The sequence below is a fragment of the Pseudomonas sp. H26/SER47-MNA-CIBAN-0231 genome (genome assembly GCF_040310465.1).
GTDB lineage: Bacteria > Pseudomonadota > Gammaproteobacteria > Pseudomonadales > Pseudomonadaceae > Aquipseudomonas > Aquipseudomonas atacamensis.
This window is the reverse complement of sequence record NZ_JBEOPW010000004.1, coordinates 1-24203: the sequence shown is the minus strand read 5'-3', so window position 1 is coordinate 24203 and position 24203 is coordinate 1. Positions and strand designations below refer to the sequence as shown.

The window sequence follows — 24203 nt, the reverse complement described above, 5'->3', positions numbered from 1 at the left end:
GCTTTCTCGCCTCAACTCAAGTTAAAAAGTAGTGAAATTTCAATGTCCGATTTCAACACCGCTGAATCCGTAGTCACCCAGTCGTCCAAAGCGGAATACGAAAACTCCATCAATCTTTCACAACACCTGCCACAAGCCAAAATCATCAGCGAGATGGTCCTGGACGCGTTCCAGTCGACCCGCGAGAGCGACCAGATCCGCGAATTGCGTGCGGCGATCCGTCAGGCGCATGACAGCTTTGATGACGACAAGGCGTACGAGCTGATGGGCGAACTCAAGCGCCTGAAAGACGCCGAGGCAGCGGACATTGCCGCGCTGGAAGACCTGAGCAGCAAGTTCTCGATCGGGCGCATTCTGTCCAGCTTCAAGGACGATCCGGCGTTTCAGGAAATCGTTTATGGCCTGGCGCTGAAAGTGCTGAATCAGACCCATCAGGCGATCAGCAATCCGAGCGGCGGCAAGAGCAAAGCTGCGAAGAAGAAAGAAGTGGAAATCTTCACCATCAGCAAGGACGGCGCCAGCGTGACCCTGCCAATGCGCACGCCGCGTTCGCGCCTGAATGTTGATCGTGAGGCACTGGAATTCCTCGGTTTCACCTTCGTCGGTGAAGGCGATGAAGCCGAGCTGGAGAGCGAAACCTTCGTCGATAACGCCGGTACGGAACAGGCGGTGAACCGCAAGAACATTATCACCGCGCTGCAGCAGCAGACGGCGTTTGATGGTTACAGCATCGCGGCGCAGTAATCTGCCAAGCGCTTGTGAAAAAGCCCCGCGCTGAGATTCAGGCGGGGCTTTTTGTTGTCCGGCTTGTGATTCGTGAGGAAGCGAAAATCGTCGCCCCTCACCCCAGCCCTCTCCCGAGGGAGAGGGAGCCGACTTGTTTGATTTTCAAACCTGAGTTCGGCTCGGTATTTCAGGTCGGCGTATATCTTGAGAGCCCCTCAGTCAGTCCCCTCTCCCTCCGGGAGAGGGTTAGGGTGAGGGCAAACCGCTACCCCCCCCTCAAGCCGAAGGATGCAACGCCGCAATCATGTCCACTTCAATCGCTGCATTCTTCGGCAACTGATACACGCCGATGGTCGTGCGCGTATGCCGTCCGGCATCGCCCAGCACATGGCTGAACACATCCGAAGCGCCGTTCGCCACTTCGCTCAGGTCGACAAAGTCAGCAGTCGACTTCACATACACCGTGACACGCAACAACGCGCGAATCTTGTCCAGCGAACCGACCGCATCGACGATCAGCGCCAGGCAACGCATGGCGCTGATGCTCGCCGCTGCTTGTGCATCCTTGAGGTTCAGTTCCAGCCCCACGCGACCGGGATAGAGAATCTTGCCATTGACCCGCGGCACCATCCCGCTGATGTACAGCTCGTCGTGATGACGGATCAGCGGCGCGTAATTGCCACCGGCGGTGTTCTCGCCATAGATGTCGTAGTTGAGTTCTTCAGCCAGGGCGATAAAGCGCTCATCGCAGGTCATCCGTTCGGTCATTGCGCCCAGCCTTTTGATCAATGCACGGGTTGAGACAGTCGAGCACCGAAGGATGGCTTGGAGCTACTACTGTCGGGGTTGGATCCGAATCTAGGTCTTTTACCGAATGGCCGCAACCGCAAACTGTGGGAGCGAGCCTGCTCGCGAATGGCAGCACCCCGAACGAGCATATTTCAACAAACAAAAAACCCCGCACATCTCTCAACGTGCGGGGTTTTTCCTGAAGCCAGCAAACTTACGGCGCGTACGTCAGCAACAGCTCTGTCGGCACCTTGAAGTCCAGGGACATCATGACGCTCAATGCAGTGATGGTGAAGATCGAGAACACGAACAGCTTGCGTGCCCAGACGGTGTCATCGACTGCCTTGTAGCCGGTCCAGGCCATGTACAGCCAGTACATGCCCATGGCGGCGGCGACGGCGAGGTAGCTCATGCCGGCGTAGCCGCTGAAGGTCAGCATCAAGGTCGCCACGAGGAACGCCAGGATGTAGAGCAGGATGTGCTTCTTCGCCACTTGAATGCCGCGTTTCACTGGCAGCACCGGAATCGATGCGGCCAGGTAATCGTTGAAACGGAAAATCGCGATGGCGTAGGAATGCGGCATCTGCCACAGGCTGAACATCACCAGCAGGGTCAGTGCGGCCATGTCGAAGCTGTTGGTTACGGCAACGTAACCGATCACTGGCGGCATGGCGCCCGACAGACTGCCCACCAGCGTGCCGTGAACCGACTTGCGCTTGAGGTACAGGCTGTAGAAGCCGACGTAGATGATGAAGCCGATTACTGCGAACAAGGCAGCCAACGGGTTGGCCACCTTGTACAACAAGGCAACGCCGAGAACACCCAGAATGGTCGCGTAAACCAGGGCCAGTTTCAGGGAGATGAGGCCCTGGACCAGCACACGGTTCTTGGTGCGTTCCATCTTCAGGTCGATGTCGCGGTCGATGCAGTTGTTGAACACGCAACCGGAGGCCACGACCAGGGAAGTACCGATCATGGCGGCCAGAAACACCGCCAGATCGACATGCCCTTTCGAGGCCAGGAAGAACCCGCCTGCCACAGAAAGCACGTTACCGAAAATGATCCCCGGTTTGGTGATTTGGATAAAGTGCTTGAGCGACATCGGGTCTACCTCACTTCGCCATCATGTACGTGTGGATGCTGAACATGATCCACAGCGACAGGCCAACCAGCAGCACGATCACGATCGCCGTAAAGACGAATGCGATCACGTTGTTACGCTGTGCAATGGAACGGTCCAGGTGCAGGAAGTAATACAGGTGAACGATCACCTGGATCACTGCGAACAGCAGAACGATTGCCAGCGTCGTCGACTTCGGCAGGGTCGGGTACATCACCAGACCGAACGGAATGACGGTCAGGATTACCGACAGGATGAAGCCGATGGCGTACGACTTGACGCTGCCGTGGCCAGCATCGTGGCTGTCATGGGAGTGTGCGTTAGCCATTACAGAGTCCCCATCAGGTAAACAACGGTGAAGACGCAAATCCAGACCACGTCCAGGAAGTGCCAGAACAGGCTCAGGCAGCTCAAACGGGTCTTGTTGGTCGACGTCAGGCCATGCTTGTTGACCTGATACATCATGATGCCCATCCAGATCAGACCGGCCGAAACGTGCAGACCGTGGGTACCGACCAGGGTGAAGAACGCCGACAGGAAGCCCGAACGGCTAGGACCGAAGCCCTCGGAGATCAGCAGGTGGAACTCGTTGATCTCCATGGCGATGAAGCCCGCGCCGAGCAGGAAGGTCATGAACAACCAGCCCAGGACCGCCTGCTTCTTGCCCTTGTACAACGCCAGCATGGCGAAGCCGTAGGTGATCGAACTGAACAGCAGCAGAGCGGTTTCGCCCAGCACGTATGGCAGTTCGAAGATGTCGTGGCCCGACGGGCCACCGGCAACGTTGTTTACCAGTACTGCGTACACCGCGAAGATCGACGCAAACAGAATGCAGTCGGTCATCAGGTAGAGCCAGAAACCGTATACGGTCATCTCGCCCGAGTCGTGGTGATGGTCATCGTGCCCATGGTCACCATGGGCGTGTCCAACATTGGTCACTAAGTTCGACATGGTTTAAGCCTGTTCCAACGAGGTTTCAACACGGGTGGCATTGGCCGGGATTTTCCCTGCCGCGACCAGACGCTTGTGCTGCTCGGCTTCGATACGCTCGATCGTTTCAACCGGAACCATATAGCCCTGGTCGTCACGTGCAGCGTGGATCACGAAGTAAACGACGGTGCCCACCAGGCTCGCGATCGCCAGCCACCAGATGTGCCAGATCATCGCGAAACCGAAGACGGTCAACAGCGCGCCCATCACCACGCCAGTGGCGGTGTTGTTCGGCATGTGGATCGGCTCGTACTTGGCCGGACGCTGGTACGCAGTACCGTTTTCCTTGGCCTCGGTGAACGGGTCGATGCAGTCAGCCTTAGGCAGCACAGCGAAGTTGTAGAACGGTGGTGGCGACGAGGTCGACCATTCCAGGGTGTGTGCATTCCACGGGTCACCGTGATCGCAAACGTTCTCTGGCTTGTTGCGGTCGCGCACACTGACGTACAGCTGGATCAGTTGGCAGGCGATACCCACAGCAATCATCACCGCACCGAACATGGCAACGTACAGGTACGGTACCCACTCAGGGTTGGTGGTGGCGTTCAGACGACGGGTCATGCCCATGAAGCCCAGTGCATAGAGCGGCATGAACGCGACGAAGAAGCCCGAGATCCAGAACCAGAACGCTGCTTTACCCCAGCCTTCGTGCAGCTTGAAGCCGAACGCTTTCGGGAAGTAGAACGCGAAGCCAGCGATGTAACCGAATACCGCACCGCCGATGATCACGTTGTGGAAGTGCGCGATCACGAACAGGCTGTTGTGCAGCACGAAGTCAGCACCCGGGATGGCCAGCAGTACGCCGGTCATGCCGCCGATGGCGAAGGTCACCATGAAGCCCAAAGTCCACATTACCTGGCTGGTGAAGCGCAGACGGCCCTGGTAGATGGTGAACAGCCAGTTGAACAGCTTCACACCCGTCGGGATGGAAATCAGCATCGTCGCCAGACCGAAGAAGGCGTTGACGCTCGCACCCGAACCCATGGTGAAGAAGTGGTGCAGCCAGACCATGAAGCCCAGTACCGAGATCGCGCCCGAGGCGTAGATCATCGAGTGGTGGCCGAACAGTTTCTTGCCGGTGAAGGCCGAGATCACTTCCGAGAAGATGCCGAAGGCCGGCAGGATCAGGATATAAACCTCAGGGTGGCCCCACGCCCAGAACAGGTTGACGTACATCATCGGATTGCCACCAAGTTCATTGGTGAAAATGTGGAAATCCATGTAACGGTCAAGGGTCAGCAGTGCCAGGGTAGCGGTCAGGATCGGGAACGAAGCCACGATCAGAACGTTTGCCCAGGTGCAGGTCCAGGTGAAGATCGGCATGTCCATCAGTTTCATGCCAGGGGTACGCATTTTCAGTACGGTCGCGAGGAAGTTGACCCCGGTTAACGTCGTACCCAATCCGGATAGCTGTAGCGCCCAGATGTAGTAATCCATACCCACGCCAGGGCTGTATTGCAGACCCGACAGCGGCGGATACGCAACCCAACCGGTCTTGGCGAATTCACCGATACCCAGCGACAGGTTGATCAGCACAACACCGGACACCAGCAGCCAGAAGCTCAAGGAGTTCAGGAACGGAAACGCAACGTCACGCGCGCCGATCTGCAGCGGCACTGCAAGGTTCATCAGGCCGGTGAAGAATGGCATCGCCATGAAGATGATCATGATCACACCGTGAGCGGTGAAGATCTGGTCATAGTGTTCAGGTGGCAGGTAGCCAGGCGAACCCTCGGTGGCCATGGCCAGCTGGGTACGCATCATGATCGCGTCGGCAAAGCCGCGCAGCAGCATGACCATGGCGACGATGATGTACATCACGCCGATTTTCTTGTGGTCGACCGAAGTCAGCCACTCGGTCCACAGGTACGTCCACTTCTTGAAGTAAGTGATCGCAGCGAACAGCGCCAGACCACCGAGGGCGATCATGGCGATGGTCACCATCACGATCGGCTCGTGGAATGGGACTGCTTCCCAACTTAATTTACCAAACATCGTTTACTCCTCTGCCCCGGCAGCTGAATGCGAACCCGCGTCAATATCCGTGGCCGCCACTTCTTTCTCTTTCTTCTCGTGCTTCAGCGGCTTGCCCGGCTTCATACCTTCGTACTTGTCGACGATGATCTGGAACTGGTTCGGCGTGACCGACGAGTAGAGTTCGACTGGGTTGTTCTGGCTCGGTTTGGCCAGGGCCGCGTATTCAGCCTGATCAAGCTGTTTAGGCGACTTCTTGACTTCACTTACCCAGGCGTCGAAATCTTCCTGAGTGGTGGAGATAGCCTTGAATTTCATACCGGTGAAACCGGCACCGCTGTAGTTGGCGGAGATACCGTCCATTTCAGCGTTGCGGTCAGCGATCAGGTGCAGCTTGGTCTGCATGCCCGCCATCGCGTAGATCTGGCCGCCCAGGCCCGGGATGAAGAACGAGTTCATCACGGCGTCGGAGGTGATCTTGAAGTTGATTGGCGTGTGCGCCGGGAACACGATCTTGTTGACCGTGGCAATGCCTTGTTCCGGGTAGATGAACAGCCACTTCCAGTCCAGCGCGACGACTTCGATGGTCACCGGCTTGACGTCAGACTCGATCGGACGATACGGGTCCAGCTCGTGAGTCGAGATGTAAGTGATGTAGCCCAGGGCGATGATGATCAGCACCGGGATGGTCCATACGGCCACTTCGATCTTGGTCGAGTGCGACCACTTCGGCGTGTAGACGGCGTTCTTGTTCGAAGCGCGGTACTTCCAGGCAAACAGGAAGGTCATGACGATGACCGGCACGACGACCAACAGCATCAGCAGCGTGGCGGTGATGATCAGGTTGCGCTGTTCCAGGCCGACCTGGCCCGTTGGATTGAGCAAGGTCATGTTGCAGCCTCCCAGCAACAACGTGCCGAGCAGCGGCACTAGGCCTAGTAATCTGGGGTACCTGTTTTTACTCATCTCACGACCTCTAAAGCAGCTTGCGCAATGCAGTTGGGTTTTGATCGCCAACACTTCACCCTGCCAAGGGTTGGCATTTTCTTTGGATTGAATAAGGGCCGCCCGTCGCGCGTCACACGCTCGACAAAACCTTGGGACAGCGTTCAGTTCTTATTCGAATTCGTGGTCAAAGGCCTTGTTACAGACCAATTCCATTTGGTGCGGAAAATTGGAAAGGCACCGACACCAGGGTGTCTCGAAAGCCTCGCGGCTCGCTCGACACCCGACCTCCTGATCAGTTCCTTGATAAAGGCTGAACAGCGTCGGGAATTCAGTGCGGGCGATTGTAGATAGGTAGCGCCCTATACACCATGTCTTATCCCGAAATAATTTTTATCACTCAGAGCAACAATCCATCGCCATTTTTGCAAAAGTTGCGCAAGTTATCGAAAGCGTTTCTCAATAAAAGCGGCAAAATCTGCCAGCGTAACCGCCTCAAATCAGACAGCTCTGCACCCGATCTACAAACGCTGGAGCGGCGCAAAGCCCGATGTTCCAAGGGCTTCGTCCATCTGCCGGCGCCTGTTAAAACTGCCTGCTCTGGTACGTCCGTGCTCAAGCCCGAAAACACTAAAACTGGCCAATGTTTTTATGTAACAGGCGGCCAATCCGCCGCATCCCGAGCCCCTGCGACAGCCCCTGTGTGACAACATGTCGCACATTTGCCGCACGCTTCATTGCCGTTCGTCACGGTGTTTTCACAAACGCTCTGAAATGCGAAACGCCCCGATTTTCATCAACGAAAATCGGGGCGTTTTGTTTATCGGCAGCTGTGCCGAGAAGTTGACTCAGCGCAGCGCTTTTCGATTACGCGAAGTCAGCAGAGGCACCAGAATCACCACCAGCACGAACGCCACCAGCGCCCATTGCGCCAGCGACAGGCCGAGGATCGGCGGATACGGCGTCGAGCAGAAACCGTCGACCTGGAAGCCCAGCGGGAAAATTTTCGCCAACGGCAGATCATCGACAATCGGTTGCAGCACATCGACGCCACAACTCACCGCCGGATAGAACTGCATATAGACGTGATGCCCGGCCACACCGGCCCCGGCAATCGCACAGATCACTACCAGTGTCTCGAACACGGTGATGCTGCGACGGCTACGCATGCCCGCACCGATGAAGGCGAACACTGCAATCAGCAACAGTGCATAGCGCTGCAGAATGCACAGTGGGCAAGGTGCTTCGCCGAGCACGACCTGCATGTAAAGTGCGCCGCCGATCAACGCCAGGCAGATGATCCCCAGCAACACCAGATAGCGCCGCTCACGCCCCAACCGCATCGTTTCCTCGCTCATTGCCTTTCCTTTGTAAGTCCATGGTCCAGCCGGCCGGCGGCTGAAATTGTCGCAAGTCTACACCGGGGCAATAAACGATAGAGCGGTTAAGGAATGATTAACCAACATGGCTTTTGCGGCGCGCAGAAGATTCGCGAGCAGGCTCGCTCCCACAATGGCTCTGCGTCGGACACAAATCCGGTGGGAGCGAGCCTGCTCGCGAACGAGACAACTCGGTCTCGGATCACTCCAGAGCAGCAGCCGGGCCGAAGAACTCGTAACGGCTCTGTTTCTCCGGCACGCCCAACGCTTTCAGATGCCGCTTGATCGCGCCCATGAACCCTTTCGGCCCGAGGAAATACGCATCGACATCACGCTGCGCCGGCAGCCACTCGCCGAGCAGTTCTTCGCTGAGCAGGCCAACCTTGTCCGCCGCCGGGCTGACCCCATCTTCTTCGGCGTAGCAATAGAAGCGCTTGAGTTGCGGATGACGCGCCGCCAGCCCATCGACCCAGTCACGGAATGCGTGGACGCTGCCGTTGCGCGCGCAGTGGATAAAATGCACCGGACGTTCGGTGGCCAGCGCGGCTTCCAGCATCGCCAGCGTCGGGGTGATGCCAACGCCGCCGCTGATCAGCACCAGCGGCTTGTCGCTGGCCGCCAGGGTGAATTCGCCCGACGGCGGGAACAGTTGGATGCTCGCGCCGACGTGCAGTTGATCATGCAGATAGTTGGACGCGCGACCATTCGGTTCACGCTTGACGCTGATGCGGTACTGACCGTTATTGGCCAGTGCCGAGAGCGAATAGTTGCGGCGGATTTCTTCTCCGTCGAGGATCAATTTCATGCCGATGTACTGACCCGGTTCGGCCGCAAGAATCGGCCCTTTGTCTGCCGGTTCGAAGTAGAACGAGGTGATTTCCGCGCTCTCCTGCACTTTCGCCGCGACGATGAATTCCCGCGCACCGCGCCAGCCGCCGACCGCTTGTTCCTTCTGGTCATAGATCGCGGTTTCCGCGCCGATCAGGATGTCGGCCAGTTGCCCGTACGCAGCGCCCCAGGCACTCATCACCTCTGGTGTGGCGATCTCTTCGCCGAGCACTTCGGAAATGGCGCGCAGCAGGCAGGTACCAACGATCGGGTAATGCTCTGGCAGAATCTGCAGGGCGACGTGTTTGTTGATGATCTTCGCCACCAGATCGCCCAACTGGTCGAGCTGATCGATGTGCCGGGCGTACATCAGCACGCCGTTGGCCAAGGCACGCGGCTGATCGCCACTGGCCTGATGCGCCTGGTTGAAAAGTGGCCGCACCTGCGGGTATTCGGAGAGCATCATGCGGTAGAAATGTGTGATCAACGCCTCGCCGCCGCTTTCCAGCAGAGGCACAGTGGATTTGATGATGGCACGATCCTGGACGCTAAGCATAAGGTGACTCCTGCGCTTTCTTGAAAGATTGCATTAGGGATATCAGCTTTCGTGCCAACTAATTAATCCTTTTAATTCAACAGCTTGAAACCTTCATAGTCATTTCGACACAAATGAACGTATAGTCATCGCGACTACACCTTGTCTCTTTGACTACAAAAAATCATGACCGCTAAATCCTTGCTTACCGCCCTGCTGCCTCTGGTCGCCGACCTCTCCCGCGAACTGCCCGAAGGTGAGCGCTACCGGCGCCTCCTCGAGGCCATGCGCGCCTTGTTGCCCTGCGATGCCGCCGCGTTGTTGCGTCTGGATGGCGAATCATTGGTGCCGCTGGCGGTGGACGGTTTGAGCACCGACACCCTCGGCCGCCGCTTCAAGGTCAGCGAGCATCCGCGTTTCGAAATCCTGCTGGCCGGCGCCGGGCCGACGCGCTTCGCCGCCGACAGCGACTTGCCCGATCCTTATGACGGTTTGGTCGATGGCCTCGACGATCATCTTGAAGTTCACGACTGCCTCGGCTGTCCTTTATTCGTCGATGAAAAACTCTGGGGCCTGATCACCCTCGACGCGCTGGACCCGGAGCGTTTCGAGCCGATCGAACTCGACGCACTGCAAGCCTTCGCCAGCCTCGCCTCGGCCACGGTCAATGCGGCCGAACGCATCGAACGTCTGGCCACCCGCGCCGAAGACGAGCATCAGCGCGCCGAGGTCTACCGTCAGGCCAGCGGTCAGCAGCACCGCGAAATGATCGGCCAGAGCAAAGCGCACAAACGCTTGGTGGAAGAAATCAATCTGGTCGGTGGCAGTGATCTGACTGTTCTGATCACCGGCGAAACCGGGGTCGGCAAAGAGCTGGTAGCCCAAGCGATCCACGCCGCCTCCGCGCGCGCCGACAAACCGATCATCAGCCTCAACTGCGCCGCCCTCCCCGACACGCTGGTGGAAAGCGAACTGTTCGGCCACGTGCGCGGCGCCTTCACCGGCGCCACCAGCGACCGGCGTGGCAAGTTCGAACTGGCCAATGGCGGCACGCTGTTTCTTGATGAAGTCGGCGAGCTGTCGCTGACAGTCCAGGCGAAGTTGCTGCGCGTATTGCAGAGCGGTCAATTGCAGCGCCTGGGCTCGGACAAGGAGCACCAGGTCGACGTGCGTCTGATTGCCGCGACCAATCGCGATCTGGCCGAAGAAGTGCGCAGCGGTCGCTACCGTGCCGACTTTTATCACCGCTTGAGCGTGTACCCGCTGCGGGTGCCGGCCCTACGCGATCGCGGGCGCGACGTGTTGCTGCTCAGTGGTTTCTTTCTCGAGCAGAACCGCTCGCGCATGGGCCTCAATAGCCTGCGCTTGAACAGTGATGCTCAGGAAGCACTGCTGGCCTACACCTGGCCGGGCAATGTCCGAGAGCTGGAGCATTTGATCGGGCGCAGTGCGCTGAAGGCGCTGGGTAACTGCAAAGTGCGGCCGAAGATTTTGAGTCTGAGCGCGGCGGATCTGGATTTGCCCCGAGAGGTTGTGGATAACGTGGTTGCGCCTGCCAATGCTGACTTGGCCAGTGTGATGCCGATGATCACCGGGGATTTGCGCAGTGCCACCGATGAGTTTCAGCGGCGCCTGATCAGTGCAGCGCTGGAGCGTCATCAGGATAACTGGGCAAGTGCGGCGCGGGAGTTGGGGGTGGATCGGGCGAATCTGGGGCGGATGGCCAAGCGCTTGGGCATGAAATAACCACGCCATGTAGCTTGCTTGGTGACCTGTGGCGAGGGGATTTATCCCCGTTGGACGGCGCAGCAGTCCCGTCTTTTGCGCCCGCTACGCGACCCAACGGGGATAAATCCCCTCGCCACAGATGTTTTTTGTCCAGCCGACAACTGAGCTAAAGCCCCACCTTCTGACGCCGATAACACGGCATCAAAGGTTTCTGGCGATTTCCACTCTCGCCCCACAGAAGGTTCTTATGTCCTCCACCAAAGCCCGCGCAGATTCACTTTCGCTTCTGCTGTTTACCTTGCGCAGCGGCAAGCTGATGGCGATCAACCTGCTGAAAGTCAGTGAAATCATCCCCTGCCCGCCGCTGACCAAGCTGCCGGAGTCGCACCCGCACGTCAAAGGCATCGCCTCCCTGCGCGGTGCATCGCTGTCGGTGATCGATCTCAGCCGCGCGATCGGCGAGCGGCCTCTGGAAGATCCCAACGGTGGCTGCCTGATCGTCACCGATGTCAGCCGTTCCAAGCAGGGTCTGCATGTGCAGGCGGTGAGCAAGATCGTCCATTGCCTGACCACCGACATCAAGCCACCACCGTTCGGCTCCGGCGGCTCGCGCGCCTACATCACCGGCGTGACCTCGGTGGACGGCACGCTGGTACAGGTGCTGGATATCGAAAAAGTCATCCACAGCATCGCCCCGGCGCAGATCGAAATGGCGCCGACCGACCTGACCATGGAAGACGCTGAAGTGCTAAGCAACGCGCGCATTCTGGTGGTCGATGACAGCCAGGTGGCCCTGCAGCAATCGGTGCACACCCTGCGCAACCTCGGCCTGCAATGCCACACCGCGCGCAGTGCCAAGGAAGCCATCGACTGCCTGCTCGACCTGCAAGGCACCGCGCAGCAGATCAACCTGATCGTCTCCGACATCGAAATGTCGGAAATGGACGGCTACGCCTTCACCCGTACCCTGCGCGAGACCCCGGACTTTGCTCACCTGTACGTGCTGCTGCACACCTCCCTCGACAGCGCGATGAACAGTGAAAAGGCCCGGCTGGCCGGTGCCAATGCGGTGCTGACCAAGTTCTCCTCACCGGAGCTGACCCAACGCCTGATCGAAGCCGCCAAGCACGTCGCGGCCAACGGGCACTGAGTCTTGGCCGAGACTTTTTGCTTTCTGCTGCGCCGCGACTTGAGTGGGGTTCTGCCGGATGCTCAGTGGCCGGGCGGAATTGAGTTGTCCGTCTACCGCGAGGAGCTGGCGCCGGCAGTGCATCAGCTGATGCAGCTCGGACAGCTGGAAGGTGGCGGTCGAGTGCCGTCACTGCACGACTGGCGTCAGCGCTTTGCCAGCGATCCTGAATACGATCCAGCATTGTGTTTCGTGGCCTGCGATGCCGAGGGCGTGGTGGGCGTGGCGCAGTGCTGGACAAGTGCCTATATCAAGAATCTGGTGGTGCACCCGCGAATGCAGGGCCGGGGGCTTGGACGCGCGTTGTTGCTGCATGCCTTCAGCGTCTTTCAACAGCGACGCGAGGGGTTTGTCGATTTGCGGGTTCTGGAGGACAACCTGCGGGCGCGGCGGTTGTATGAGAGTGTCGGGATGGTTGTGGTTCGGCGCGAGCTTGTGCCCGACTGATCTACCGCTTTCGCGAGCAGGCTCGCTCCCACAGATGGATTGCATTTCAAACTGTGGGAGCGAGCCTGCTCGCAAAGGGGCAGCACTGGCAACTTCCGCTATCCGACAGACTCCAACCTTGGCCATACCCAAGGATGCCCCAACCATGAAAGCCATCACCCTGGCCCTGCTCAGCCTCACCACCCTCGCCTCCCAGGCCCACGCTTCCAGCCCCGACGCCTGGGCTGCCTATGACAAGACGGTGCTCGCCAGTTGCACCAAGGCCAGTGGCCTGAAAAACGTCAAACCGGTCGGCACACCTGCGCAATTCGATGACCGCGTCGGTTACACCGCTGTCCTGCTGCAAGGCCAATACCCGCAAAAACACATGAAAGGCCAGCAAGGCAGCGAGCTGTGTCTGTACAACAAACAGACGAAAACCGCGTTCGTCACCGAGTGGGATTCGATTCGCCCGACCGCCAAACCCCAGTGAATGGCGCACAACTTGCTTCGACCAGGCCCTGTGCGGTGGTTTTCCGCCACCGTTTCACACCCTGATTGAAGACAGATCGCTCAATGAATACGACATTTTCCTGCGTAGGTTGCGGCAAATGCTGCACCGACCACCATGTCCCGCTGACGCTCGCCGAAGCCCGCATGTGGGCGGCCGATGGCGGTCAGGTGATCGTGCTGGTCGAGGCGTTTCTCGGCAATGGCCTGGGCCTGCCGGCGCAGCAGCGCGAACATGCCGAGCGCCGTTCGGCGGTGGTCCGCAGTGGCACTACTGATGCTCACGTGGCGATCACCTTTGCCGCCTACAACGTCGGCCCCTGCCGGAATCTTGACGACGACAAGCGCTGCCGGATCTACGAGCGCCGCCCGCTGGTGTGCCGGATTTACCCGGCGGAAATCAATCCGCACATCCCGCTCAATCCAGCTGCCAAGGATTGCCCGCCAGAGTCCTGGGAGCAGGGGCCGGAGTTGATTGTGGCAGGCGAGCTGGTTGATCGGGAACTGGTTGAGTTGATTCAGCGTTCACGTCAGGCGGATCGGGATGACATCAGACTCAAGGATGCGATCTGCGCAACCCTGGGAATTCGCACCACGGCGCTCAAGGGCGACGGGTTCACCGCGTACTTGCCGAACATGGATGCCTTTGCGGCAGTGATTGACCAAGTGAGCGCGCAACCGCTGGCGGCGCGAACCAGTGAATGGCTGTTTCATTTGTCCGGCGATGACGTGGCCGGACAGGTACTGGCTGCGGGTGGGCAGGTGGTGACCGAACCGGCGCAGACTTATGCGTTTATTTCATTGCGCGCGGCTTGATCTGATATTTGTGCTGTAGCGGATATCGCTTTCGCGAGCAGGCTCGCTCCCACAGGGTTGGGTTCTACACAAATCCAATGTGGGAGCGAGCCTGCTCGCGAAGAGGCCGGCACAAGCACCATCACTTTCCGATGTCAGCGCTTGCCCATCGACCGGCGCGTCCCCGGCGGCGCCATGCCCGGGGTTTTGGTGTGGCCATTCTTCGCGCCATTCTTGTACCACGGCTGATTCGAGCCTTTCGCCGAAGCCAGCTCGCCCGGCTTGAACGGGAACTTGAACGCCGGGATCTCGGCCTTGGTTTCGCTGGTGTCAGCCACTTCAGCCGGGACGTCGCTCACAGCGTCGTCAACCGGCGGTTGGGTCGGGGAAGTCATAAAAGCTCCGGGAACAAAAAGTCGGCCCGATCAGTGAGCCGCAAAGGCGCGCAGTATACCTGTGCGCTCTGGCTCGGCATCTGAAGATTTGCGCGATGCGCTGAATGGCTGCCTGGCACTGACACTGACACTGCGTGATGATATTTCAGTTCATGCGATGCTGAACGTCACCCAACAATTGCGAGGTGCTCTCCAGCAACTGCTCAAGAAGCGCGTCATCTTCATCCATATAGCCTTCGTATTCGGCGAGATTGCGCCGCTCGTGGCACAACGCAAACAATCGCACCTGAATTTTGCTGCTTTGCGTGGTATGGATCAGGCACTGGAATACCAGATAGCGCTTGTCCGATCGATAGCCACTCAAGCGAAGAGCTGTCAGCGCCAGCGCGTGAGCGGCGTTGTAGGCCAAATCGAACCGGCTGGAAACGACAGTGTGCAGGTGTGCGCATCCTTGAGCCTATCCAGAGCTGAGCGCATCAGCCCCTCACACTCCTTGCGGTCAGGTGGCTCCGCTTTCAGTACACCGCTACGTAGAAGATTCTCCAGACTCTCGTTGCCGCCCATCCTTGGACTCCAAAGGGTTTGCCCCTGACAGATCGATTTTTTCCTGCTGCATCACCCGCATGACAAAACTGTTCTGTGCCGCCAGCTTCCTGGCCCAGTCTTGCGGGGTGTATAGCGTCGGGTTGATGGGACGCCCCAATTGCTCCTCCAACGGCATGAGTCGCTCCATCAACTCACTGTAGTGCAGGCCTTCGCCAATCAGCATGAGATCTATGTCACTGAGTGTGTTCGCCGAGTTTTTGGCGATGGAGCCATACACGAACGCCCAAGTGAACTGTTCGGCAAACGGTTCTAATGCCTGACGAAGAGGCTCGGCAAAACCGAATGTCTTGCGCGTGATGCCCAGAAGCTCCGCGTAGATAGGACATGCGGGGTTGGCCTGGTAATGGGTCTGGTTACCCACTCGAGTCATGCTGAGAATCCCGGCTCGTTGCAATCGATCGAGTTCACGCATCAGGCCGCCTTTGCCAACCTGTGCCCAGCGCACAATTTCGTTGGCGTAGAACGTCTGGTCAGGCTTGCCGAACAACAATCCCAACACTTTTTGCTGGGTGGCGGTGAACAGGGCTTCGCTTAAAGAAAGGTTTTCCACTGGCGCAAACCGAAGAGTCCCAAAAAAGGAACGATAGGTCCCTTTTAGGGACTTATCAACTCAACGGTAATCGCAGCCACTGCAATTAACGTCGGAAACTGACAATCCTGACAGCCAGCCGTCACCCTGCCGACCGCCTGAGCGGTTTATAACTGGTCAATCTGCCCAAACTCCAGACTTCGGCGCCGCGCATGTCCATCCAGAAAAACAAAATCCTGCTGGCCACTCTCCTGATTCTGCTGGCAGCCGCCGGCCTGTGGTTCGCGCTGAAACCGGCGCCGGCCAAACTGGCTACACCGACTGCCATCCCGGTGCGGGTGGTGACGGTCAGCGCCAAAGACGTGCCGCGCTATACCAGCGGCATCGGCTCGGTGCTGTCGCTGCACAGCGTGGTGGTGCGTCCGCAGATCGACGGCATTCTGACGAAGATTCTGGTCAAGGAAGGCCAACGGGTCAAAGCAGGCGACCTGCTCGCCACCATTGACGACCGCTCGATCCGCGCCAGCCTCGACCAGGCCCGGGCGCAGTTGGGCGAGAGTCAGGCGCAGTTGCAGGTCGCGCTGGTCAATCTCAAGCGCTACAAACTGCTCAGTGTCGACGACGGCGTATCGAAACAGACCTTCGACCAGCAACAGGCCTTGGTCAATCAGCTCAAAGCCACTGCGCAAGGCAATCAGGCCTCGATCGATGCGGCGCAGGTGCAACTGTCCTACACGCAGATTCGCTCTCCGGTTACTGGGCGCGTCGGTATTCGTACGGTCGATGAAGGCAACTTCCTGCGCATGACCGACACCCAGGGCCTGTTCACCGTCACGCAGATCGACCCGATCGCCGTCGAGTTCTCCCTGCCGCAGCAGATGCTGCCGACCCTGCAAAGCCTGATCAGCGATCCGCAACGCGCCCCGGTCAAGGCGTACATCGGAGCCGATACTGATGGCGAAACCGGCAATCTGCTCGGCGAAGGTCAGCTGACGCTGATCGACAATCAGATCAACGCCAACACCGGCACCATCCGCGCCAAGGCCGAATTCGCCAATGCCAGCCAGAAGCTCTGGCCGGGTTTGCTGGTGACGGTAAAAATTCAGACCGCTGTGGATAAAGATGCGCTGGTGGTTCCGCCCACCGTCGTACAGCGTGGCCTCGAACAACACTTTGTTTACCGCGTGAAGGACGACAAGGTCGAGGCGGTGCCGGTGCAAATGGTTTATCAGGGCAGCGGCCAGGACATCATCAAAGGTGTCAACGCTGGTGACGTGCTGGTGACCGACGGCCAGTCGCGACTCAAGCCGGGCTCGAGCGTGCAAGTCATGAGCGAGCCGCCGCAAGTGGTGCAGGCGGAGCCGAAGCCATGAACTCGCACAAAGGCATCTCGACCTGGTGCATCGATCACCCGGTGGCGACGATTTTGCTGACGTTCGCTCTGGTACTGGTCGGTGTAATTGCCTTCCCGCGTTTGCCGATTGCGCCACTGCCGGAAGCGGAATTTCCGACGATCCAGGTCTCGGCACAGTTGCCCGGCGCCAGCCCCGACACCATGGCTTCCTCGGTGGCCACGCCGCTGGAGGTGCAATTCAGCGCCATCCCCGGCATGACCCAGATGACCTCCAGCAGCGCGCTGGGCTCAACCCTGCTGACCTTGCAGTTCACTCTCGACAAAAGCATCGACACCGCCGCCCAGGAAGTACAGGCGGCGATCAACACGGCCGCCGGCAAGTTGCCCAAAGACATGCCGACACTGCCCACGTGGAAGAAGGTCAACCCGGCCGACAGCCCGGTGTTGATTCTCAGCGTCAGCTCGACACAGATGCCCGGCACCGAACTCAGCGACCTGGTGGAAACCCTGCTCTCGCGTCAGATCAGTCAGGTCGACGGCGTCGGCCAGATCAACATCACCGGTCAGCAACGCCCGGCGATCCGAGTACAGGCCTCGGCGGACAAACTCGCGGCGATTGGCCTGACGCTGGCCGACATTCGGCTGGCGATCCAGCAGACCAGCCTAAACCTGGCCAAAGGTGCGCTGTACGGCGAGTCGAGCATTTCCACGTTGTCGACCAACGACCAGTTGTTCCACCCCGAGGACTACAGCGAGCTCATCGTTTCCTACAAGGATGGCGCCCCGGTTCACCTGCGCGATGTCGCCAAAGTCGTCAACGGTGCGGAAGATGCCTACGTGCAGGCCTGGGCCGGAGATCGCCCCGGTGTGAATCTGGTGATTTTCCGCCAGCCCGGCGCCAACATTGTTGAAACCGTCGACCGCATTCAGGCCGCCCTGCCCGGCCTCGAAGCGATGCTGCCGGCCTCGGTGCAGGTGAAAACCCTGATCGACCGCACGCAGACCATTCGCGCCTCGCTGCACGAAGTCGAGATCACCTTGCTGATCGCGATCCTGCTGGTGGTCGCGGTGATGGCGCTGTTCCTGCGCCAGTTGTCGGCGACGCTGATTGTCTCGGCGGTGCTCGGTGTCTCGCTGATCGCCAGTTTCGCCCTGATGTACGTCCTCGGTTTCAGCCTGAACAACCTGACGCTGGTGGCGATCGTCGTCGCGGTCGGCTTCGTCGTGGACGATGCGATCGTGGTGGTGGAAAACATCCATCGCCATCTCGAGGCCGGCGATGATATGCGCGAGGCGGCGATCAAGGGAGCCGGCGAGATTGGCTTCACCGTCGTTTCGATCAGTTTCTCACTGGTGGCGGCGTTCATTCCGCTGCTGTTCATGGGCGGTGTGGTCGGGCGCCTTTTCAAGGAATTCGCCCTGACCGCGACTTCGACGATCATGATTTCCGTGGTGGTGTCGCTGACCCTGGCGCCAACCCTTGCCGCGCTGTTTATGCGTAAGCCGGTGCATCACGCCAACGGCAAACCCGGTTTCAGCGAACGCCTGCTCGGCTGGTACGAAAAGGGCCTGCGCCGCGCCCTCGATCATCAGAAATTGATGATCGGCGTGTTCGGTCTCTCGCTGGCGTTGGCGGTCGCCGGGTACATTTTCATTCCCAAGGGGTTCTTCCCGGTGCAGGACACCGGGTTCGTCCTCGGCACCACTGAAGCCGCTGCGGATATTTCCTACGGCGACATGGTGAAAAAACACTTGGCGATGGCCGAAATCGTCGCGGCCGATCCGGCGGTGCAGGCGTTCTCGCATTCGGTCGGGGTTTCCGGCAGCAACCAGACCATCGCCAACGGGCGCTTCTGGATCGCCCTGAAAAAACGTGGTGACCGCGATGTCAGCGCCAGCCAGTTCATCGATCGCATCCGCCCGCAACTGATGAAAGTCCCCGGCATCGTCCTGTATCTGCGCGCCGGGCAGGACATCAACCTCAGCTCCGGCCCGAGCCGTGCCCAGTATCAATATGTGCTGAAGAGCAATGACGGCGCGACCCTCGCCACCTGGACCCAGCGCCTGACCGAAAAACTGCGCAGCAATCCGGCATTCCGCGACATATCCAATGACCTGCAACTGGGCGGCAGCATCACTCACATCAGCATCGATCGCAGCGCCGCCGCGCGTTTCGGCCTGACTGCCAGCGATGTTGACGAGGCGCTGTACGATGCATTCGGCCAACGGCAGATCAATGAATTCCAGACCCAGGTCAACCAGTACAACGTGATTCTGGAACTGGATACCAAACAACGCGGCAAGGCCGAAAGCCTCAACTATTTTTACCTGCGCTCACCACTCAGTGGGGAAATGGTGCCGCTCTCGGCTCTGGCCCGATTCGACGCGCCGACCATCGGCCCGCTGTCGATTGCCCATGACGGCATGTTCCCCGCCGCCAATATGTCATTCAACCTCGCCCCCGGCGTGGCATTGGGCGATGCGGTGATTCAGCTCAATCAGGCCAAGGCCGAGATCGGCATGCCCACCGCGATCAGCGGCAATTTCCAGGGTGCGGCGCAGGCGTTCCAGAGTTCGCTGGCCAGCCAGCCATGGCTGATTCTGGCGGCGCTGGTGGCGGTGTACATCATTCTCGGCGTGCTTTATGAAAGCTTCGTGCATCCGCTGACGATCATTTCGACCCTGCCGGCAGCAGGCCTCGGCGCGGTGATCATGCTGTGGATCTGCGGCCAGGACTTTTCGATCATGGCGTTGATCGGGCTGGTGCTGCTGATCGGCATCGTCAAAAAGAACGGCATCCTGATGATCGACTTCGCGCTCGAGGCGCAGCGCCAGCGTGGCCTGCCGCCGCAGGAGGCGATTTTCGAAGCGTGCATCACCCGGTTCCGGCCGATCATCATGACCACCCTCGCCGCCCTGCTCGGTGCGTTGCCGCTGATGCTCGGTTACGGCACCGGCGCCGAACTGCGCCAGCCGTTGGGCATTGCCGTGGTCGGTGGTTTGCTGGTCAGCCAGATGCTGACGCTGTTCACCACGCCGGTCATATACTTATGGCTCGAGCGGCTGTTTCACCGGCACTCACACCCACCAGCTCCAACGCCCGCAACGGCACTGGCGACCACAGACTGAGGCGGTCATGCGCGTTCTGATTATCGAAGACGAAGAAAAAACCGCGGACTATCTGCACCGTGGTCTGACCGAACAGGGCTACACCGTGGACCTTGCCCGCGACGGCGTCGAAGGCCTGCATCTGGCGCTGGAATGCGACCACGCCGTGATCGTCCTCGACGTCATGCTGCCGGGGCTCGATGGCTTCGGCGTACTGCGCGCATTACGTGCGCGCAAGCAGACCCCGGTGATCATGCTCACCGCCCGCGAGCGCGTCGAAGATCGGATAAAGGGCCTGCGCGACGGCGCCGACGATTACCTCGGCAAACCGTTTTCCTTTCTCGAACTGGTCGCCCGCCTGCAAGCGCTGACCCGCCGCAGCGGCGGCCATGAGCCGGTGCAAGTGACCATCGCCGACCTGTGGATCGACCTGATCAGCCGCAAGGCCACCCGCGCCGGAACGCGCCTGGATCTGACCGCGAAAGAGTTTTCCCTGCTCAGCGTGCTCGCCCGTCGCCAAGGCGAAATCCTTTCGAAGACCGCAATCGCGGAAATGGTCTGGGACATCAATTTCGACAGTGACGCCAACGTCGTCGAAGTCGCGATCAAACGCCTGCGCGCCAAGCTCGACGGGCCGTTCAACGAAAAGCTGCTGCACACGATCCGAGGCATGGGTTATGTGCTGGAGAGCCGTGGTGTCCAGTAACTCGATTGCCTTGCGCCTGAGCGGCATGTTCACGCTGGTGGCGCTGGTGGTGTTTCTGTTGATTGGCGGCGCGCTGTATCAACAGGTCGACAAGGGCCTGGGTCTGTTGCCGGAAGCTGAGCTGGATGCGCGGTACAGCGTGCTCGAATCCACCGTCGGCCGTTACGGCACGCCGGAACATTGGGTGAAGATCAACAACAAGCTCAAGCTGCTCGGCGAAGAAGACAAGCGCATCAGCTTCTGGATCAGCAGCGGTGATCCGCGCTACGAATACGGCAACCTTACGCCGCAGATTCGCGCGGCCATCAACGGCCCGTTGGGCATGCATGATCTGCAACTGCCCGATCAGCCCTACCCGCTGAAAGTGCTGGTCAGTCAGTTCCCGGCCAAGGACCAGCGCCCGCCGCTGCGCTTCATGATCGGCATCGACACCGAGACGCTGCACCAGACCCAGCATCACTTGCTCATCGCTCTGATCAGTCTGGCGATTGTCGGGGTGCTGCTGGCCTCGGCATTGGGCTATTGGGTCGCAAGAATCGGTCTGAAGCCGTTGATCAAACTGTCGCAGGAAGCCCAGCGTCTGGCACCACCACTGCGCGCCGGGCGCTTGCGTCTGTCGCCGCTGCCGCCGGAACTGGAGCAGTTTGTCGAATCGTTCAACTCAACTCTGGAACGGGTTGAACTGGCCTATTCGCGGCTGGAATCGTTCAACGCCGACGTCGCCCATGAACTGCGTTCGCCGCTGACCAACCTGATCGGCCAGACCCAGGTCGCGCTGACTCGCGGGCGCTCCGCCGAACACTATTTCGAAGTGCTGCAATCCAATCTCGAAGAGCTTGAGCGACTGCGCTCGATCATCAACGACATGCTGTTTCTGGCCAGCGCCGATCAGGGCAACAAGGCGACCAAACTGACCTCGACGTCACTGGCTGATGAGGTCGCGACGACGCTGGACTATCTGGATTTCATCCTTGAAGACGCGCAGGTTGAAGTGCAGGTCAGCGGCGATGCGCAGGTGCAGATCGAGGTCGCGCACCTGCGCCGGGCGCTGATCAATTTGCTGAGCAACGCGGTGCAGCACACCGAACCAGGTCAAGTGATCGAAGTGCGCATCGAGGTTGAAGAACATCAGGTGAGCATTGGCGTGGCCAATCCCGGGACGCCGATTGCCAGTGAGCATCTGCCGAGGTTGTTCGAACGGTTTTATCGGGTCGATGCTTCGCGCAGCAACAGCGGCAACAACCACGGCCTGGGGCTGGCCATCGTCAAGGCGATTGCGCTGATGCATGGCGGGGATGTGTTTGTGCGCAGTGACCGGGGCATGAACACCTTTGGCATTCACCTTCCGGTCTGAATGCTCAGCCAAGCCCTGTGGCGAGGGGATTTATCCCCGCTCGGCTGCGCAGCAGTCGCAAATCCTGTGCACAAGGTCCAAGAATCTTTGAGGCTGGAATTCTTGGGGCCGCTTCGCAGCCCAACGGGGATAAATCCCCTCGCCACAGGCCACCATCACGCACAGACCGGGTTGTTACCCGTGCCGATCTTTGCTTTTGCTGTAACAGTCATTTATGAAAATCACGCTGTTTCCCGACTGCCGGCAACCTTATCTTTGCCCGCACCAAACAGCACTCGCCAAGCGAGAAGGTTTTCAAGATGTCCAACAGTATGGGTATTGCCAGCGCATTCGTTTTGTCGTCATTGATCCTGTCGCCGATGGCGATGGCTGAAGAATCGCAAGCGTTCGTGGCGCACAACGTCGCTCGCGCGCAGGCATTCGATCAGCATCAGGCCGAAGTGATGGCCAAGGCTCAAGACGCGACGCAATCCCCGCAGGCCGCCACTTCCCAGGCTCAAGCGCTCGAGAAAGACAGCTGAGTCGCACCGCGAAAGGTTTCCCTCGACGCGGTTGTTTGGCTCTTCCCGTTCAACCGTCGTCACTCCAGGCCGCTGCCATTCAGCGGCCTTTTTTCGTTGTGGTCTGAAAGCCGTCTGGCGCGTCTGTAACAACAAGAAACATCAAGCCGCTCAAGAACCAGAGCGGCCCGCTGACCCAAGGAGCTCCACCGCACGTGTTTTACCCTGCCCGCCTCACCCCGCTGTTCATTGCAATTGCCGCAACGATTGCTCCCGCCACCCACGCCGACGAGTCTGCCCAACAGGGCTTCGTCGCAGGCTCGAGCCTCAACCTCAACGCCCGCAACTACTACATGAATCGCAACCGCTTGCAGAAGGCGGACGACAATATCGAGTGGGGTCAGGGTTTTCTCGGCGTGTTCCAGTCTGGCTACACCGAAGGCACGGTCGGCTTCGGCGTCGATGCCCACGCCATGCTCGGCCTGAAACTCGACGGTGGTGGCGGTACCGACGGTTCGAGCATCCTGCCGATCAGCGATGGCAACGGCAAAGCGCCGGGCTCGTTCTCCACCGCAGGCGGGACGTTGAAGATGCGCGCCTTCAACACCGAGCTGAAGGCCGGTGATCTGTTCCTCACCAACCCGGTCATCGCCGGCGGCGACACGCGGATGCTGCCGCAGACCTTTCGTGGCATCAGCCTGAGCAACCACAGCTTCGACGGCTGGCTGATCGAAGGTGGCCAGGCCAGTTTCACCAAGCCCTATAACCAGAGTGGTCATACCCGCATCGGAACGTCATACGGCACCCTCGCCGACGGCGACGAAAGCCAGCACCTGAACTGGGCCGGTGTGGCCTGGAGCGGCGTTGAGGGCCTGACCAGCAGTCTTTACGCCTCCGAGCTCAAGGACATCTGGAACCAGTACTACTACGACCTCGACTACACCTGGCAACTGAACGATCTGGTCAGCCTCAACCCGGGCCTGCACTTCTATCACACGCAAGACACCGGTGATGCGCTGCTCGGCGATATCGACAACAACACCTGGAGCACTCATCTCACCGTCGGCATCGGCAACCACAGCGTCACTGCCGCGTATCAGCGGGTCAACGGCAACACGCCGTTCGACTACATCAGCCAGGGCGACAGCGTTTATCTGGACAACTCGCAGCAGTATTCGGACTTCAACGGCCCGAACGAACGCTCCTGGAAGCTCAAGTACGCTTACGACTTCACTGGCCTCGGCATGCCCGGCCTGACTTCGGCGCTGTCCTACTCGCGCGGCACGGTCGACCTGACCAAAGCCGACCCGGACAGCCCAGGCTATTCGAGCTGGTACAGCGCCGACGGCCATAACGCCAAGCATTGGGAACGCGACATCGATTTGCAGTACGTCGTGCAAAGCGGCCAGGCCAAGGATCTCGCGGTGCGCCTGCAATGGGCGACCAACCGGGGCGGCAACGGCTACGGCGCGATTGATTCGGATACAGATGAATATCGCGTGATCATCGACTACCCGGTCAACGTCTTCTAAGATCGGCGCTGCGTTTTTCAGATCCTGTGATCTACCCTGTGGGAGATTCTATGGTTCATGCCTAGCCCCTAAACGCCTTTGGGTGAGTATTCGCTCTGGTTTTTCAATAGAGCAAATACCACCCGTGCAAGCTTGCGGGCTAGTGCGACCAGTGCTTGGGTAGTGCTCAATCCACGCCCTCTCAT

Annotated in this window: 22 protein-coding genes and 2 pseudogenes; 12 read left to right on the top strand and 12 right to left on the bottom strand. The window is 59.4% G+C overall.

Annotated elements, in window-relative coordinates:
- Positions 1-42: 42 nt before the first annotated feature.
- Positions 43-744 (top strand): hypothetical protein, encoded by a 702-nt coding sequence (locus tag AAEZ10_RS07610; protein ID WP_016773307.1) that lies wholly within the window; start codon positions 43-45, stop codon positions 742-744.
- 258 nt (positions 745-1002) lie between these two features.
- On the opposite strand, the gene AAEZ10_RS07605 is transcribed toward AAEZ10_RS07610, so the two are convergent.
- The 8 genes from AAEZ10_RS07605 to hmpA all read right to left on the bottom strand — a co-directional run bounded on the left by AAEZ10_RS07605 (position 1003) and on the right by hmpA (position 9307).
- Positions 1003-1494 (bottom strand): RidA family protein, encoded by a 492-nt coding sequence (locus AAEZ10_RS07605; RefSeq protein ID WP_016773306.1) that lies wholly within the window; start codon positions 1492-1494, stop codon positions 1003-1005.
- 235 nt (positions 1495-1729) lie between these two features.
- The gene (cyoE, locus tag AAEZ10_RS07600; RefSeq protein WP_016773305.1) at positions 1730-2617 is read right to left on the bottom strand and encodes a heme o synthase; all 888 of its coding nucleotides are present in this window, start codon (positions 2615-2617) and stop codon (positions 1730-1732) included.
- Between the two features lie 10 nt (positions 2618-2627).
- Entirely contained in the window at positions 2628-2963 is a 336-nt protein-coding gene (gene cyoD / locus AAEZ10_RS07595) for a cytochrome o ubiquinol oxidase subunit IV (RefSeq protein ID WP_011335842.1), read from the bottom strand.
- Positions 2963-3586 carry a cytochrome o ubiquinol oxidase subunit III gene (gene cyoC / locus AAEZ10_RS07590; protein WP_016773303.1) on the bottom strand — a complete coding sequence of 208 codons (624 nt, stop codon included), beginning with the start codon at positions 3584-3586 and terminating at the stop codon, positions 2963-2965. The genes cyoD and cyoC overlap by 1 nt, the downstream gene beginning before the upstream one ends.
- Before the next feature lie 3 nt (positions 3587-3589).
- A complete protein-coding gene (cyoB, locus tag AAEZ10_RS07585) occupies positions 3590-5620 on the bottom strand; it encodes a cytochrome o ubiquinol oxidase subunit I (RefSeq protein ID WP_016773302.1) in 2031 nt (676 codons plus the stop codon).
- Positions 5621-5623: 3 nt separating this feature from the next.
- On the bottom strand, positions 5624-6565 hold the full coding sequence (gene cyoA / locus AAEZ10_RS07580; RefSeq protein WP_024014231.1) for a ubiquinol oxidase subunit II: 942 nt from the start codon (positions 6563-6565) through the stop codon (positions 5624-5626).
- Between the two features lie 827 nt (positions 6566-7392).
- Positions 7393-7902: a disulfide bond formation protein B gene (locus tag AAEZ10_RS07575; protein ID WP_350568647.1), complete on the bottom strand. Its 510-nt coding sequence runs from the start codon at positions 7900-7902 to the stop codon at positions 7393-7395.
- A 223-nt stretch (positions 7903-8125) separates the two neighbouring features.
- Positions 8126-9307 carry an NO-inducible flavohemoprotein gene (hmpA, locus tag AAEZ10_RS07570; protein ID WP_350568645.1) on the bottom strand — a complete coding sequence of 394 codons (1182 nt, stop codon included), beginning with the start codon at positions 9305-9307 and terminating at the stop codon, positions 8126-8128.
- 165 nt (positions 9308-9472) lie between these two features.
- Between hmpA and norR the strand changes: the two genes are divergently transcribed.
- From norR to AAEZ10_RS07545, 5 genes are all read left to right on the top strand, one after another.
- Entirely contained in the window at positions 9473-11032 is a 1560-nt protein-coding gene (gene norR / locus AAEZ10_RS07565; RefSeq protein WP_350568643.1) for a nitric oxide reductase transcriptional regulator NorR, read from the top strand.
- Positions 11033-11261: 229 nt separating this feature from the next.
- The gene (locus AAEZ10_RS07560) at positions 11262-12164 is read left to right on the top strand and encodes a chemotaxis protein CheV (protein WP_350568641.1); all 903 of its coding nucleotides are present in this window, start codon (positions 11262-11264) and stop codon (positions 12162-12164) included.
- A gap of 3 nt (positions 12165-12167) precedes the next feature.
- Positions 12168-12650 carry a GNAT family N-acetyltransferase gene (locus AAEZ10_RS07555; RefSeq protein WP_350568639.1) on the top strand — a complete coding sequence of 161 codons (483 nt, stop codon included), beginning with the start codon at positions 12168-12170 and terminating at the stop codon, positions 12648-12650.
- Positions 12651-12795: 145 nt separating this feature from the next.
- Entirely contained in the window at positions 12796-13122 is a 327-nt protein-coding gene (locus AAEZ10_RS07550) for a hypothetical protein (protein ID WP_110646182.1), read from the top strand.
- Positions 13123-13205: 83 nt separating this feature from the next.
- Complete coding sequence (locus AAEZ10_RS07545; protein ID WP_350568636.1) at positions 13206-13955, top strand: YkgJ family cysteine cluster protein; 750 nt, start codon at positions 13206-13208, stop codon at positions 13953-13955.
- A gap of 134 nt (positions 13956-14089) precedes the next feature.
- Here the strand turns inward: AAEZ10_RS07545 and AAEZ10_RS07540 are convergent, their stop codons facing one another.
- The 3 genes and pseudogenes from AAEZ10_RS07540 to AAEZ10_RS07530 all read right to left on the bottom strand — a co-directional run bounded on the left by AAEZ10_RS07540 (position 14090) and on the right by AAEZ10_RS07530 (position 15485).
- Positions 14090-14329, bottom strand: coding sequence for a hypothetical protein (locus AAEZ10_RS07540; RefSeq protein ID WP_039761398.1), 240 nt, complete (start codon positions 14327-14329; stop codon positions 14090-14092).
- 145 nt (positions 14330-14474) lie between these two features.
- Positions 14475-14893, bottom strand: a pseudogene (locus tag AAEZ10_RS07535) (hypothetical protein).
- On the bottom strand, positions 14856-15485 hold the full coding sequence (locus AAEZ10_RS07530; protein ID WP_350568634.1) for a nucleotidyltransferase domain-containing protein: 630 nt from the start codon (positions 15483-15485) through the stop codon (positions 14856-14858). The pseudogene AAEZ10_RS07535 and the gene AAEZ10_RS07530 overlap by 38 nt, the downstream one beginning before the upstream one ends.
- Before the next feature lie 191 nt (positions 15486-15676).
- Between AAEZ10_RS07530 and AAEZ10_RS07525 the strand changes: the two genes are divergently transcribed.
- From AAEZ10_RS07525 to AAEZ10_RS07500, 6 genes are all read left to right on the top strand, one after another.
- On the top strand, positions 15677-16837 hold the full coding sequence (locus AAEZ10_RS07525) for an efflux RND transporter periplasmic adaptor subunit (protein ID WP_110646178.1): 1161 nt from the start codon (positions 15677-15679) through the stop codon (positions 16835-16837).
- Positions 16834-19947: a multidrug efflux RND transporter permease subunit gene (locus AAEZ10_RS07520; RefSeq protein ID WP_350568631.1), complete on the top strand. Its 3114-nt coding sequence runs from the start codon at positions 16834-16836 to the stop codon at positions 19945-19947. The genes AAEZ10_RS07525 and AAEZ10_RS07520 overlap by 4 nt, the downstream gene beginning before the upstream one ends.
- 7 nt (positions 19948-19954) lie before the next feature.
- Positions 19955-20632 carry a heavy metal response regulator transcription factor gene (locus tag AAEZ10_RS07515; protein ID WP_110646176.1) on the top strand — a complete coding sequence of 226 codons (678 nt, stop codon included), beginning with the start codon at positions 19955-19957 and terminating at the stop codon, positions 20630-20632.
- On the top strand, positions 20622-21986 hold the full coding sequence (locus AAEZ10_RS07510) for a heavy metal sensor histidine kinase (protein WP_110603077.1): 1365 nt from the start codon (positions 20622-20624) through the stop codon (positions 21984-21986). Before AAEZ10_RS07515 ends, AAEZ10_RS07510 begins: the two co-directional genes overlap by 11 nt.
- Positions 21987-22285: 299 nt before the next feature.
- Positions 22286-22507: a hypothetical protein gene (locus AAEZ10_RS07505; RefSeq protein ID WP_016773285.1), complete on the top strand. Its 222-nt coding sequence runs from the start codon at positions 22286-22288 to the stop codon at positions 22505-22507.
- A gap of 194 nt (positions 22508-22701) precedes the next feature.
- Positions 22702-24018 carry an OprD family porin gene (locus tag AAEZ10_RS07500; RefSeq protein WP_350568628.1) on the top strand — a complete coding sequence of 439 codons (1317 nt, stop codon included), beginning with the start codon at positions 22702-22704 and terminating at the stop codon, positions 24016-24018.
- Between the two features lie 68 nt (positions 24019-24086).
- Here AAEZ10_RS07500 and AAEZ10_RS07495 read toward each other — a convergent pair.
- Positions 24087-24203 (bottom strand): annotated as a pseudogene (locus AAEZ10_RS07495) (IS110 family transposase); the annotation flags it as partial.